This is a genomic window from Georgenia sp. EYE_87 (assembly GCF_023148685.1).
GTDB lineage: Bacteria > Actinomycetota > Actinomycetes > Actinomycetales > Actinomycetaceae > Georgenia.
This window is the reverse complement of sequence record NZ_JAHXNL010000002.1, coordinates 310,110-324,401: the sequence shown is the minus strand read 5'-3', so window position 1 is coordinate 324,401 and position 14,292 is coordinate 310,110. Positions and strand designations below refer to the sequence as shown.

Sequence of the window (14,292 nt, the reverse complement as noted above, 5' to 3'; positions counted from 1 at the left end):
GCTCAGGCCTCCGTTCCGGTCGGTGCCGAAGCCTCGGCGGCCGGGGCGTCGCCCTGGCCCGCCGCGGCGGGAGCACCCTGCGGGCGGGACTCGCCGCCACGGCCGGCGCCGTCACGGCGCGGGGCGCCACGGCGCTCCCCACCACGACCACGCGGCGCGCGGGAGGCGGAGTCGGCCTGCTCGCGGGCGTACTCCTTCTCGGTCACGTCACCCTTGTAGATCCAGACCTTCACGCCGATGCGGCCGAAGGTGGTGCGGGCCTCGAAGAACCCGAAGTCGATGTTCGCGCGCAGGGTGTGCAGCGGCACGCGCCCCTCGCGGTAGAACTCCGAACGCGACATCTCGGCGCCACCGAGGCGGCCGGAGCACTGCACCCGGATGCCCTTGGCGCCGGCGCGCTGGGCGGACTGCATGCCCTTGCGCATCGCACGGCGGAAGGAGACACGGCTCGCGAGCTGCTCGGCGATGCCCTGGGCGACCAGCTGCGCGTCCATCTCGGGGTTCTTGACCTCGAGGATGTTCAGCTGCACCTGCTTGCCCGTGAGCTTCTCGAGCTCGCTGCGCAGGCGGTCGGCCTCCGCACCGCGGCGCCCGATGACGATGCCGGGGCGGGCGGTGTGCAGGTCGACGCGCACGCGGTCGCGGGTGCGCTCGATGTCGACCTTGGAGATGCCGGCGCGCTCGAGCCCGGCGGACATGAGGCGACGGATCGCCACGTCCTCGCGCACGTAGTCGCGGTACCGCTGGCCGGCCTTGGTGCTGTCGGCGAACCAGCGCGAACGGTGATCGGTGGTGATGCCGAGCCGGAACCCGGTCGGGTTGACCTTCTGACCCACTATCGGGTCCTCCCCTTCGTGCCGGCGGCCTGCTTGGCCGCGCCGTTGGTCTCAGCCTCACCGACGATGACGGTGATGTGGCTGGTGCGCTTGAGGATGCGGCTGGCCCGGCCCTGGGCGCGCGGCCGGAACCGCTTCAGGGTGGGGCCCTCGTCGACGAACGCCTCGATGACGACGAGCTTGGACTCGTCGAACGCCTCGCTGGCCTGGTCGGCCTTCACGCGAGCGTTGGCGATCGCGCTCTCGACAACCTTGCGCACGGGCTCGGCCGCCGCCTGCGGGGCGAACCGCAGCACGGACACTGCCTCCTCAGCGCGCTTGCCGCGGACGACGTCCACGACACGGCGCGCCTTCTGAGGCGTGACGCGCACAAATCGCGCCTGCGCCTTGGCTTCCATGTTCCTGCCTTACTTGTCGGTTCGGTGTGCTCGGGAAGGTCGTCGCCTCAGCGGCGGCGAGCCTTGCGGTCGTCCTTGTCGTGCCCGCGGTACGTGCGGGTCGGGGCGAACTCCCCGAGCTTGTGGCCGACCATCGACTCGGTGACGAAGACCGGCACGTGCTTCCGGCCGTCGTGCACCGCAAAGGTGTGGCCCAGGAAGTCGGGCGTGATGACCGACCGGCGGGACCAGGTCTTGATGACGTTCTTCGTCCCCTTCTCGTTCTGGACGTCCACCTTCTTCTGCAGGTGGTCGTCGACGAAGGGGCCCTTCTTCAGACTGCGCGGCATGTCGTCGTCTCCCTATCAGCGCTTCTTGCCGGTACGGCGACGGCGCACGATGAGCTGGTCGCTCGGCTTGTTCGGACGGCGGGTCCGGCCCTCGGGCTGGCCCCACGGGCTGACCGGGTGACGACCACCGGAGGTCTTGCCCTCACCACCACCGTGCGGGTGGTCGACCGGGTTCATGACGACGCCGCGGACGGTCGGGCGCTTGCCCTTCCAGCGCATGCGGCCGGCCTTGCCCCAGTTGATGTTCGACTGCTCGGCGTTGCCGACCTCGCCGACGGAGGCGCGGCAGCGCGCGTCGACGTTGCGGATCTCGCCGGAGGGCATGCGCAGCTGCGCGAACTTGCCCTCCTTGGCGACCAGCTGGACCGACGTGCCGGCGGAGCGGGCGATCTTCGCGCCGCCGCCGGGCCGGAGCTCGATGGCGTGCACGACGGTACCGACCGGGATGTTGCGCAGCGGCAGGTTGTTGCCGGGCTTGATGTCCGCGCCCGCGCCGTTCTCGATGCGGTCGCCCTGCTTGAGCTTGTTCGGCGCGAGGATGTAGCGCTTCTCGCCGTCGGCGTAGTGCAGGAGCGCGATGCGCGCGGTGCGGTTCGGGTCGTACTCGATGTGCGCGACCTTCGCCGGGACGCCGTCCTTGTCGTGACGACGGAAGTCGATCACGCGGTAGGCGCGCTTGTGGCCGCCACCCTTGTGCCGGGTGGTGATCCGGCCGGTGGAGTTGCGGCCACCCGTCTTGGACAGCGGGCGGACCAGCGACTTCTCCGGCTCGGACCGGGTGATCTCGACGAAGTCGGCCACGCTCGAACCGCGGCGGCCCGGCGTCGTCGGCTTGTACTTACGGATTCCCATTTTCGATCCTTCCTTCGGCGCGCCGGCGTCAGCCGGCGACCTCGCCAAAGATGTCGATGGTTCCCTCGCGCAGCGTGACGATCGCGCGCTTGGTGTCCTTGCGCTTGCCGAGGCCGAACTTGGTCCGGCGGGACTTGCCCGCACGGTTCGCCGTGTTCACCGAGGCGACCTTGACGTCGAAGATCTTCTCGATAGCGTTCTTGATCTCGGTCTTGTTCGAGCGCGGGTCCACCTCGAAGGTGTACTTGCCCTCGTCGATCAGGCCGTAGCTCTTCTCGGAGACGATCGGCTTGATGATGATGTCGCGGGGGTTCTTGCTCGCCTCGAGGCTCACTTCGTCTCCTCCTCGCCCTTCGGGCCGCGCAGGAAGGCCTGCAGGGCGCCGGAGGTGAACACGACGTCGTCGTTGACCAGGACGTCGTAGGTGTTGAGCTGGTCGGCCCAGAGCAGGTGGACGCTCGGGACGTTGCGCAGGCTCAGCACGCTCAGCTCGTCGCTGCGCTCGACGACGACCAGCGCCGTACGGTCGCCCACGACGTTGCGCAGCGCGGTGAGCGCGGCCGCCGTCTTCGGGGTCTCGCCGGAGACCAGCGAGGAGACGACGTGCACGCGGCCGGCGCGGGCCCGGTCGGACAGGGCGCCGCGGAGGGCGGCGGCCTTCATCTTCTTGGGGGTGCGCTGGCTGTAGTCACGCGGCTGCGGGCCGTGGACGACGCCACCGCCGGCGAACTGCGGCGCACGCGTCGAGCCCTGGCGGGCGCGGCCGGTGCCCTTCTGCTTGTAGGGCTTGCGGCCACCGCCGCGAACCTCGCCGCGGGTCTTGGTGGCGTGGGTGCCCTGGCGGGCAGCCGCCAGTTGGGCGACGACGACCTGGTGGATCAGCGGCACGTTCGTCTGGACGTCGAAGACCTCCGCGGGCAGGTCGGCCGAGCCGGCCTTCTCGCCCGTGGCGTCCAGGACGTCGACGGTCTGCGTGGTTGCCATGCGGCTCACGCCCCCTTCGCGGCGGTACGGATCACGACGACGCCACCCTTGTTGCCGGGAACGGCGCCGGCGACGAGCACGAGGCCCCGCTCGGCGTCGATGGCGTGGATCGTGAGGTTCTGGGTGGTCTGGCGCTCGTTGCCCATCCGGCCGGCCATGCGCAGCCCCTTGAACACGCGCGACGGCGTGGAGGCGCCACCGATCGAGCCGGGCTTGCGGTGGTTGCGGTGCGAGCCGTGCGAGGCGGAGACGCCGGCGAAGCCGTGGCGCTTCATGACACCGGCCGTGCCCTTGCCCTTCGTGGTCCCGACGACGTCGACGCGCTGGCCGGCCTCGAAGGTGTCCACCGAGAGCTCCTGGCCGAGGTTGTACTCGGTGGCGTCGGAGGTGCGGATCTCGGCCACGTGGCGGCGCGGGGTGACCCCGGCCTTCTCGAAGTGGCCCTTGAGCGGCTGGGTGACCTTGCGCGGGTCGATCTGGCCGAAGGCGAGCTGGACGGCGTTGTAGCCGTCGGTCTCCGCGGAACGCACCTGCGTCACCACGTTCGTGCCCACCTGGACGACCGTGACGGGAACAAGGCGCCCGGCCTCGTCCCAGACCTGGGTCATGCCGAGCTTCGTGCCGAGCAGCGCCTTGACGGCGCGGCCGGCAGCCTGCTGGGAAGTCGTAGTCATTGCAGGAGTCCTCAGAGCTTGATCTCGATGTTGACGTCCGCCGGCAGGTCGAGACGCATGAGCGAGTCGACAGCCTTCGGCGTCGGGTCGACGATGTCGATGAGGCGCTTGTGGGTGCGCATCTCGAAGTGCTCGCGGCTGTCCTTGTACTTGTGGGGCGAACGGATGACGACGAAGACGTTCTTCTCCGTCGGCAGCGGCACCGGGCCCACGACCGTCGCACCAGCGCGAGTCACCGTGTCGACGATCTTGCGCGCCGAGCTGTCGATGACCTCGTGGTCGTAGGACTTGAGCCGGATGCGGATCTTCTGTCCCGCCATGGCGTCGTCTAACCTCTCTCGTACCGCTACCTGTACCGACCCCCGCGCTCGGGCGTGTCGCGCAAGGCAACATGCTCCGACCCGGATCCCCGTTCGGGGGTGGTCGTTGTGATGCTTGTTCGGACCTGGGTGTTGGCACCCGATCCAGCAGTCATGTCTCTGGGGCCTGACCCCAGGCAACCGGACTAGTCTGCCAGAGCGACCGACCTGTTGGCCAATCAGGACCCTTTCCCCGCGGTGAGGACTGGATCACTACTCGACAGGCACGCTCGCGCGTCCCGGCCCCGTTACGTTACCAGCCCGCGGCGCCGGCCCGCGAGCCCCCGGCCCCGATCACCCTTGTGACGCTGCCCACCGGGGTCCGTGCGGCCCCACCGAGCCCGCATCGACCGTCTCGCGCTGCCTGCCACCTCGCCAGCGTGGATCTGCTCGGCATGCCCGCCGGTCTCGCACTCGCCTGGCGCGGCCAACCGGACGGGGGAAGACGCGGGCCCTACCAGATCGGGGAAGAAAGGTGTCACTGACAGACACCAATCATCCCCGTTGAGCGAGGCGGGGCGGGCCCTCGGTCCGGCAGCGGCGCAAGGGAAAGCTGGCCTGCCACCGGCTGGCCGCGAGGGCACGGCACCTGCTGGTGCAGCCGGGGGGCTCGCCGCACGCACGAGGACCTCACAGCCGCCGGTGCAGCCAGGAGGCCCGCCACACGCACCAGGGCCCGGCAGCTGCTGGTGCAGCCGGCAGGCCCGGTGGGAGACCCGGCACACGCACCAGCGCCCGGCAGCCACCGGTGCAGCCAGGAGGCCCGCCACACGCACCAGGGCCCCGCAGCCGCCGGTGCAGCCGGCAGGCCCGCCACACGCAGCAGGGCCCGGCAGCTGCTGGTGCAGCCAGGAGGCCCGCAACACGCACCAGGGCCCGGCTGCTGCTGGTGCAGCCGGCAGGCCCGGTGGGAGACCCGGCACACGCACCAGGGCCCCGCAGCCACCGGTGCAGCCAGGAGGCCGCCACACGCAGCAGGGCCCGGCAGCTGCTGGTGCAGCCGCCGGGCCCTGTGGTCCTGCGTTCGCCGGCCGGGGCCGGCAGCCGGGATCTCCCCCGGCCGGTGCCAGGCCTAGGCCTGGCGGGCGATCACTTGAGGATCTTGGTGACGCGGCCGGAGCCGACGGTGCGGCCACCCTCACGGATGGCGAAGCCGAGGCCCTCCTCCATGGCGATCGGCTGGATCAGCTCGACCGTCATCTCGGTGTTGTCGCCGGGCATGACCATCTCGGTGCCCTCGGGCAGCGTGATGACGCCGGTGACGTCGGTGGTCCGGAAGTAGAACTGCGGACGGTAGTTCGAGTAGAACGGGTTGTGACGCCCGCCCTCGTCCTTGGCCAGGATGTAGACCTGACCCTCGAACTGGGTGTGCGGGGTGATCGAGCCGGGCTTGCACACGACCTGCCCACGCTCGACGTCCTCGCGCTTGGTGCCGCGCAGCAGCAGACCGACGTTCTCGCCGGCGTCCGCGGTGTCGAGCAGCTTGCGGAACATCTCGATGCCGGTGACGGTGGTGGTCTGCTTCGCCTCCTTGATACCGACGATCTCGACCTCCTCGTTCACCTTGAGCTGGCCGCGCTCGACACGACCGGTGACCACGGTGCCGCGGCCAGTGATCGTGAAGACGTCCTCGATGGGCATGAGGAACGGCTTGTCGATGTCGCGGACCGGGTCCGGGACGTTGTTGTCGACGGCCTCCATGAGGTCCTCGACGGACTTGACCCACTCCGGGTCGCCCTCGAGAGCCTTGAGCGCCGAGACGCGCACCACCGGGACGTCGTCGCCGGGGAAGCCCTGGGACGACAGCAGCTCGCGGACCTCCATCTCGACGAGCTCGAGGATCTCCTCGTCGTCGACCATGTCGGCCTTGTTCAGCGCGACCAGCAGGTACGGCACGCCGACCTGGCGGGCGAGCAGCACGTGCTCGCGGGTCTGGGCCATCGGGCCGTCGGTCGCCGCGACCACCAGGATCGCGCCGTCCATCTGGGCGGCACCGGTGATCATGTTCTTGATGTAGTCGGCGTGACCCGGGGCGTCGACGTGCGCGTAGTGACGCTTCTCCGTCTGGTACTCGACGTGCGAGACGTTGATCGTGATACCGCGCTGACGCTCCTCGGGAGCGTTGTCGACCTGGTCGAACGGGGTGAACGTGTTCAGGTCCGGGTACTTGTCCGCCAGCACCTTCGAGATCGCGGCGGTCAGCGTCGTCTTGCCGTGGTCGACGTGACCGATGGTGCCGATGTTGACGTGCGGCTTGGTCCGCTCGAACTTGGCCTTCGCCACTGGGGTCCTCCTGGGACTTGGGTAGTTGTCTCTCAGCTCTGGCAGGCGCTTGGCGGCCCCTGCCGGGGCGGATGGGATCCTACGGGTCGGTTATGGGTTTCTTGCTGGTCGACCTGTGGGACTCACTCGCCCCGGGTCTTCTTGATGATCTCCTCGGCGACGTTCCGAGGAACCTCCGCGTAGCTGTCGAACTGCATCGAGTACACCGCACGACCCTGGGTCTTGGACCGGAGGTCGCCGACGTAGCCGAACATCTCGGACAGCGGCACGAGAGCGCGGACGACCTTGACGCCGCTCGCGTCTTCCATCGACTGGATCATGCCACGGCGGGAGTTGAGGTCGCCAATGACGTCACCCATGTACTCCTCGGGCGTACGCACCTCGACGTCCATCATCGGCTCCAGCAGGGCCGGGTCGGCCTTGCGCACGCCCTCCTTGAGGACCATGGAGCCGGCGATCTTGAACGCCATCTCCGAGGAGTCGACGTCGTGGTAGGCGCCATCCAGCAGGGTCGCCTTGACGCCCACCATCGGGTAGCCCGCCAGGACGCCGTTCTGGAGCGCGTCCTGGATGCCGGCGTCCACGCTCGGGATGTACTCGCGCGGGATGCGGCCACCGGTGACTTTGTTCTCGAACTCGTACAGCTCGCCCTCGGCGGTGTCGAGGGGCTCGAAGGTGACCTGCACCTTCGCGAACTGGCCGGAGCCACCGGTCTGCTTCTTGTGGGTGTAGTCGACCTTCTCGACCTTGCGGCGGATGGTCTCGCGGTAGGCGACCATCGGCGCGCCGACGTTGGCCTCGACCTTGAACTCGCGGCGCATGCGGTCCACGAGGATGTCGAGGTGGAGCTCGCCCATGCCGCCGATGACGGTCTGGCCGGTCTCCTCGTCCAGCTTCACCGAGAAGGTGGGGTCCTCCTCGGCCAGCTTCTGGATGGCCGTGGAGAGCTTCTCCTGGTCGCCCTTGGTCTTGGGCTCGATGGCCACGTGGATGACCGGCTCGGGGAAGGACATCGACTCGAGGATGATCGGCGCGTCGAGGGCGCACAGGGTGTCACCGGTGGTGACGTCCTTGAGGCCGATGAACGCGTAGATGTGGCCGGCGTGGGCCTCCTCGATCGGGTTCTCCTTGTTGGAGTGCATCTGGAACATCTTCCCGATGCGCTCCTTCTTCCCCTTGGTCGAGTTGAGCACCTGGGCGCCCTGCGCGACCTTGCCGGAGTACACGCGCACGTAGGTGAGCTTGCCGAAGAACGGGTGCGTGGCCACCTTGAACGCGAGGGCCGAGAAGGGCTCCGTCTCGTCCGGGTGGCGCTCGATGACCTGCTCCTCGTCGCCGACGGCGTGGCCCTGGACGGCCGGGACGTCGAGCGGGGTGGGGAGGTAGTCGATGACGGCGTCGAGCATGGGCTGGACGCCCTTGTTCTTGAACGCCGAGCCGCAGAAGACCGGGTAGGCCTGGCTGGAGACCGTCAGGGCGCGGACGCCCTTCTTGATCTCCTCGACCGTGAACTCCTCGCCGCCGAGGTACTTCTCGAGCAGCTCCTCGTCCGCCTCCGCGACCTGCTCGATGAGCTTGTTGCGGTACTCCTCGGCCTTGGCCTGGAGGTCGGCGGGGATCTCCTCGACCTCGTAGTCCTCGCCGATCTTGACCTCGCCCCGCCAGGTCAGCGCACGCATGTTCACGAGGTCGACGACGCCCTGGAAGTCGCTCTCGGAGCCGATCGGCAGCTGCATGACCAGCGGCGTGGCCTTGAGGCGGTCCTCGATCGTCTTGATCGTGAAGTAGAAGTCCGCACCGAGCTTGTCCATCTTGTTGACGAAGCAGATGCGCGGGACGTCGTACTTGTCCGCCTGGCGCCACACCGTCTCGGACTGGGGCTCGACGCCCTCCTTGCCGTCGAAGACGGCGACCGCACCGTCGAGCACGCGCAGCGAGCGCTCGACCTCGACCGTGAAGTCGACGTGGCCGGGGGTGTCGATGATGTTGATCTGGTTGTTCTTCCAGAAGCAGGTGGTGGCGGCGGAGGTGATGGTGATGCCGCGCTCCTGCTCCTGCTCCATCCAGTCCATCGTCGAGGCGCCGTCGTGCGTCTCGCCGATCTTGTAGTTGATGCCGGTGTAGAACAGGATCCGCTCGGTCGTCGTCGTCTTGCCGGCGTCGATGTGCGCCATGATGCCGATGTTGCGGACCTTGGTCAGGTCGGTCAGCACGTCAAGTGCCACGTGAGGCTCTCTTCGGTCGTGTCGTGTGTGAGGACGTGGGTGCCGCCGCCGGGATCACCGGCGGCGGCGCCGTGACTACCAGCGGTAGTGCGCGAAGGCCTTGTTGGACTCGGCCATCTTGTGCGTGTCCTCGCGACGCTTCACCGCGGCACCGAGGCCGTTGGACGCGTCGAGGATCTCGTTCATGAGGCGCTCGGTCATCGTCTTCTCGCGGCGCGAGCGCGCGTAGTCGACGAGCCAGCGCAGCGCGAGGGTGGTCTGGCGGACGGGCCGGACCTCGACGGGCACCTGGTAGGTGGCGCCACCGACGCGGCGGGAGCGGACCTCGAGGGAGGGGCGGACGTTCTCGAGCGCGCGCTTGAGGACGACGGCGGGGTCGGCGTCGGTCTTCGTGCGGACGCCCTCGAGGGCGCCGTAGACGATGCGCTCGGCCGTGGACTTCTTGCCGTCCTGCAGGACGCGGTTGACCAGCTGGGTCACGACGGGCGAGCCGTAGACCGGGTCGACGACGAGCGGACGCTTCGGGGCGGGGCCCTTACGAGGCATTACTTCTTCTCCTTCTTCGCGCCGTAACGGCTGCGAGCCTGCTGGCGGCCACGAACACCCTGGGTGTCGAGCGCGCCGCGGACGATCTTGTAACGGACACCGGGCAGGTCCTTCACACGACCGCCGCGCACCAGCACGATGGAGTGCTCCTGGAGGTTGTGACCGACGCCGGGGATGTACGCGGTGACCTCGATGCCGGAGGACAGGCGCACGCGGGCGACCTTGCGAAGGGCCGAGTTCGGCTTCTTCGGGGTCGTGGTGTACACGCGGGTGCACACACCGCGACGCTGCGGGCTGCCCTTGAGGGCCGGCGTCTTGGAAGTCCCGACCTTGACGCTACGGCCCTTGCGGACCAGCTGCTGAATCGTGGGCACTACATCTCCGTCTCGAAGTACTTGCTGTGTCGATGTTTCTCTGCTCGCCCGACCACGGGGTCGACCGGCACGGACCGCATCCGGCCCGACCTGGCTCGCTCCCCCTGCCCCCGCTGTCGGGCGTGTCGACCAGCTGCTGCGCGGCCTCGTCTGCCACCGTAAAGGGCGGATCGACGTGCTGCTACTGGGCGGTGACGCCTGCGGGCCCCGCTCCGACCGGGCTGATGACCCAGCGGTGTGAGAGACGCACGCACGAGAGCCCGATGTCGCGGGCACCGCCGAACAGCGTACTCTGCGGCGGTTTCGTGCGTCAAAGCTTGGGGCGAGCATGGGGCGTGGTGTGCGACACCCTGTCGGCGCACCACGTCCGTGACACGCGGCGGGGCCGGGAGGTGAGAACCTCTCGGCCCCGCCGCGCCTGTGCGTGGATCAGCGGAACTCCAGCCCGTACGTGTCCGGACCGAAGTCCAGGTCGTCCAGGAGGATCGACTCGTTGGTGCCGCCGGTGGGGGCGAAGTCGATGTCGCTGTAGCCCAGCCGGCTGAACGCCTGGGCCTTGGCCTCCTCGGTCGGCTCCACGACCACCTCGTGGTAGCGGGGCAGGCCCGTCCCGGCCGGGATGAGCTTACCGAGGATGACGTTCTCCTTGAGGCCGAGGAGCGGGTCACGCCGGCTGCTCATGGCCGCCTCGGTGAGCACCTTCGTCGTCTCCTGGAAGGAGGCGGCGGAGAGCCACGAGTCGGTCGCGAGCGAGGCCTTGGTGATACCCATCAGCTCGGGCCGGCCGGAGGCGGGGGTGCCGCCCTCGGAGACCACGCGCCGGTTCTCGGTCTCGAAACGGCTGCGCTCCATGAGCTCGCCGGGCAGCAGTCGCGAGTCGCCGGAGTCGAGCACCGTCACGCGGCGCAGCATCTGGCGGACGATGACCTCGATGTGCTTGTCGTGGATGTCCACGCCCTGGGAGCGGTAGACCTCCTGGACCTGCTCGACGAGGTGCTTCTGCGTGGCGCGCGGGCCGAGGATGCGCAGGACCTTCTTCGGGTCCACGGCACCGGCGATCAGCTGCTTGCCGACGGCGACGTGCTCTCCGTCCTCGACCAGCAGGCGGGCGCGCTTGGTGACCGGGTAGACCGCGTCCTCCTGGCCATCGTCGCGGGTGATGACGATCTTGCGCGTGCGCTCGGTGTCGTCGATCTTCACCCGGCCGGCGGCCTCGGCGATCGGGGCTTCACCCTTGGGGGTGCGGGCCTCGAAGAGCTCCTGCACACGGGGCAGACCCTGCGTGATGTCCTCCGCGGAGGCGGCGCCGCCGGTGTGGAAGGTACGCATGGTCAGCTGCGTGCCGGGCTCGCCGATGGACTGCGCGGCGATGATGCCGACGGCCTCGCCGATGTCCACCAGCTTGCCGGTGGCCAGGGAGCGGCCGTAGCACTTGGCGCAGGTGCCCACGCGGGACTCGCAGGTCAGCACCGAGCGGATCTTGACCTCGGTGATGCCGGCGGCGATCAGGCGCTCGATGAGCACGTCGCCCGCGTCGTCGCCCGCCGCGGCGAGGACGTTGCCGTCCGCGTCCTTGACGTCCTGGGCGACCGTACGGGCGTAGACGCTGGTCTCCACCGTCTCGGCGCGCACCAGGTTGCCCTGGGAGTCCGGCTCGGCGATCGTCATCGTCAGGCCCATGCGGGTGCCGCAGTCGTCCTCGCGGACGATCACGTCCTGGGAGACGTCCACCAGACGACGGGTGAGGTACCCGGAGTCGGCGGTCCGCAGGGCGGTGTCGGCCAGGCCCTTGCGGGCACCGTGCGTGGCGATGAAGTACTCGAGGACGGACAGGCCCTCGCGGTAGTTGGACTTGATCGGGCGCGGGATGATCTCGCCCTTCGGGTCCGCCACCAGACCGCGCATACCGGCGATCTGACGGACCTGCATCCAGTTACCACGCGCACCCGAGGAGACCATGCGGAACACGGTGTTGCGCTCCGGGAAGTTCTCCCGCATCGCAGCGTCGACGTCGTTGGTCGCCTGGGTCCAGATGTCGATGAGCTCCTGACGGCGCTCGTCGTCGGTGATCAGGCCGATGTCGTACTGCTCCTGGATCTTCGCGGCCTCGCCCTCGTACTTCTCGAGGATGCCCGCCTTCGCCGCGGGGGCGACGACGTCGGAGATCGCGATGGTCACGCCGGAGCGCGACGCCCACCGGAAGCCGGCCTCCTTGAGCGCGTCGAGGCTCGCCCCGACCTCGACCTTCGGGTACCGCTCGGCCAGGTCGTTGACGATGCTGCCGAGCACCTTCTTGTCCACCACACCGTTGATGTACGGGTAGTCGACCGGCAGCAGCTCGTTGAACAGGGCGCGGCCCAGCGTGGTCTCGAGGACGTACGGGTCGCCCTCCTCCCGGTCCTCCGGCGCGGTCCAGCCCAGCGGCGGGACGAGCTCGGGGAAACGGATCTTCACGACCGCGTTGAGGTCGAGCTCCTCGGCGTCGTAGGCCATGATCGCCTCGGCCATGGACGAGAAGGAACGTCCCTCGCCCAGCGCGTCGCCGCGGTCCGACGTCAGGTGGAACAGGCCGATGATCATGTCCTGGGTGGGCATGGTCACCGGACGGCCGTCCGACGGCTTGAGGATGTTGTTCGAGGACAGCATCAGGATGCGGGCCTCGGCCTGGGCCTCCGCGCTCAGCGGCAGGTGCACGGCCATCTGGTCGCCGTCGAAGTCGGCGTTGAACGCGCCGCAGACGAGCGGGTGGAGCTGGATGGCCTTGCCCTCGACCAGCTGGGGCTCGAAGGCCTGGATGCCGAGACGGTGCAGGGTCGGCGCGCGGTTGAGCAGCACCGGGTGCTCGCGGATGACCTCGGAGAGGACGTCCCACACCTGCGGGCGCGAACGCTCGACCATGCGCTTGGCCGCCTTGATGTTCTGCGCGTGGTTGAGGTCCACGAGCCGCTTCATCACGAACGGCTTGAACAGCTCCAGGGCCATCTGCTTGGGCAGACCGCACTGGTGCAGCTGCAGGGTCGGGCCGACGACGATGACCGAACGGCCCGAGTAGTCCACGCGCTTGCCGAGCAGGTTCTGGCGGAACCGGCCCTGCTTGCCCTTGAGCATGTCGGAGATCGACTTCAGGGCGCGGTTGCCCGGGCCCGTCACCGGACGCCCGCGGCGGCCGTTGTCGAAGAGCGCGTCCACGGACTCCTGGAGCATGCGCTTCTCGTTGTTGACGATGATCTCCGGCGCGCCGAGGTCGAGCAGCCGCTTGAGGCGGTTGTTGCGGTTGATGACGCGGCGGTACAGGTCGTTCAGGTCGGAGGTGGCGAAGCGGCCGCCGTCGAGCTGGACCATCGGGCGCAGGTCCGGCGGGATGACCGGGACGCAGTCCAGGACCATGCCCAGCGGGGAGTTGCCCGTGGTGAGGAACGCGTTGACGACCTTGAGGCGCTTCAGCGCCCGGGTCTTGCGCTGACCGGTGCCCGTGGCGATGGTCTCGCGCAGGGAGTCGGCCTCGGCCTGCAGGTCGAAGGTCTCCAGGCGCTTCTGGATCGCCTCGGCGCCCATCGAGCCCTTGAAGTAGATCCCGTAGCGGGCGTTGAGCTCGCGGTAGAGCAGCTCGTCGCCCTCGAGGTCACCGACCTTGAGGTTCTTGAAGCGGTCCCAGACGCGCTCGAGCCGGTCGAGGTCCTGGTCCGCGCGCTTGCGGATCTGGGCCATCTCGCGCTCGGCGGACTTGCGCACCTTGTCGCGCGCGTCGGCCTTGGCGCCGGAGGCCTCGAGCTCGGCGAGGTCGGCCTCGAGCCGCTGGGCGCGGGCCTCGATGTCGGCGTCGCGCCGGGTCTCGACCTGCTTCTTCTCCAGGTCCATCTCGTTCTGGAGCGAGGGCTGGTCCTCGTGCCGGCCGTCCTCGTCCACCTCGGTGATCATGTAGGCGGCGAAGTAGATGACCTTCTCCAGGTCCTTCGGCGCCAGGTTGAGCAGGTACCCCAGGCGCGAGGGGACGCCCTTGAAGTACCAGATGTGCGTGACGGGCGCGGCGAGCTCGATGTGGCCCATGCGCTCGCGGCGGACCTTCGAGCGGGTGACCTCGACACCGCAGCGCTCGCAGATGATGCCCTTGTAGCGCACGCGCTTGTACTTGCCGCACGCGCACTCCCAGTCCCGGGTGGGGCCGAAGATCTGCTCGCCGAACAGACCGTCCTTCTCCGGCTTCAGGGTGCGGTAGTTGATGGTCTCGGGCTTCTTGACCTCACCGTGCGACCACTCGCGCACGTCGCCCGCGGTCGCGAGCGAGATGTGGAGCTGGTCGAAGACATTGACGTCGAGCAAGGGTTCCTACTTCCTCCGGTAGAACACCGTGTACAGCTATTCGATGAGCGGCGGCGGGCTGCTGGCGCCGGGAGCGCCGCCGACCGTGTTCTTGCGGTCGGCGGCGGTCCGG

At 68.9% G+C, this 14,292-nt stretch carries 13 protein-coding genes; all 13 read right to left on the bottom strand.

From position 1 onward, the window contains the following. Nucleotides 1–2: 2 nt before the first annotated feature. Nucleotides 3–836, bottom strand: coding sequence for a 30S ribosomal protein S3 (gene rpsC, locus KZX45_RS04860; RefSeq protein WP_248256571.1), 834 nt, complete (start codon nt 834–836; stop codon nt 3–5). Then, nucleotides 836–1,234: a 50S ribosomal protein L22 gene (rplV, locus tag KZX45_RS04855; RefSeq protein WP_248256570.1), complete on the bottom strand. Its 399-nt coding sequence runs from the start codon at nt 1,232–1,234 to the stop codon at nt 836–838. The genes rpsC and rplV overlap by 1 nt, the downstream gene beginning before the upstream one ends. A 47-nt stretch (nt 1,235–1,281) precedes the next feature. Then, nucleotides 1,282–1,563, bottom strand: coding sequence for a 30S ribosomal protein S19 (rpsS, locus tag KZX45_RS04850; protein WP_139930137.1), 282 nt, complete (start codon nt 1,561–1,563; stop codon nt 1,282–1,284). Nucleotides 1,564–1,578: 15 nt separating this feature from the next. Next, entirely contained in the window at nt 1,579–2,415 is an 837-nt protein-coding gene (rplB, locus tag KZX45_RS04845) for a 50S ribosomal protein L2 (protein ID WP_248256569.1), read from the bottom strand. Nucleotides 2,416–2,443: 28 nt separating this feature from the next. After that, the gene (rplW, locus tag KZX45_RS04840) at nt 2,444–2,749 is read right to left on the bottom strand and encodes a 50S ribosomal protein L23 (RefSeq protein ID WP_248256568.1); all 306 of its coding nucleotides are present in this window, start codon (nt 2,747–2,749) and stop codon (nt 2,444–2,446) included. Continuing rightward, on the bottom strand, nt 2,746–3,399 hold the full coding sequence (rplD, locus tag KZX45_RS04835; protein WP_248256567.1) for a 50S ribosomal protein L4: 654 nt from the start codon (nt 3,397–3,399) through the stop codon (nt 2,746–2,748). Before rplD ends, rplW begins: the two co-directional genes overlap by 4 nt. 5 nt (nt 3,400–3,404) lie before the next feature. After that, nucleotides 3,405–4,073, bottom strand: coding sequence for a 50S ribosomal protein L3 (rplC, locus tag KZX45_RS04830; RefSeq protein ID WP_248256566.1), 669 nt, complete (start codon nt 4,071–4,073; stop codon nt 3,405–3,407). Between the two features lie 11 nt (nt 4,074–4,084). Further along, complete coding sequence (gene rpsJ / locus KZX45_RS04825) at nt 4,085–4,393, bottom strand: 30S ribosomal protein S10 (protein ID WP_006502853.1); 309 nt, start codon at nt 4,391–4,393, stop codon at nt 4,085–4,087. A 1,128-nt stretch (nt 4,394–5,521) separates the two neighbouring features. Next, the gene (gene tuf, locus KZX45_RS04820; RefSeq protein WP_248256565.1) at nt 5,522–6,715 is read right to left on the bottom strand and encodes an elongation factor Tu; all 1,194 of its coding nucleotides are present in this window, start codon (nt 6,713–6,715) and stop codon (nt 5,522–5,524) included. A 122-nt stretch (nt 6,716–6,837) separates the two neighbouring features. Next, nucleotides 6,838–8,940 carry an elongation factor G gene (gene fusA, locus KZX45_RS04815; RefSeq protein ID WP_248256564.1) on the bottom strand — a complete coding sequence of 701 codons (2,103 nt, stop codon included), beginning with the start codon at nt 8,938–8,940 and terminating at the stop codon, nt 6,838–6,840. A gap of 75 nt (nt 8,941–9,015) precedes the next feature. Continuing rightward, nucleotides 9,016–9,486 carry a 30S ribosomal protein S7 gene (gene rpsG, locus KZX45_RS04810; RefSeq protein WP_248256563.1) on the bottom strand — a complete coding sequence of 157 codons (471 nt, stop codon included), beginning with the start codon at nt 9,484–9,486 and terminating at the stop codon, nt 9,016–9,018. Next, the gene (gene rpsL / locus KZX45_RS04805) at nt 9,486–9,860 is read right to left on the bottom strand and encodes a 30S ribosomal protein S12 (protein ID WP_043498211.1); all 375 of its coding nucleotides are present in this window, start codon (nt 9,858–9,860) and stop codon (nt 9,486–9,488) included. Before rpsL ends, rpsG begins: the two co-directional genes overlap by 1 nt. Before the next feature lie 429 nt (nt 9,861–10,289). After that, entirely contained in the window at nt 10,290–14,180 is a 3,891-nt protein-coding gene (locus KZX45_RS04800; protein WP_248256562.1) for a DNA-directed RNA polymerase subunit beta', read from the bottom strand. Nucleotides 14,181–14,292: the final 112 nt, after the last annotated feature.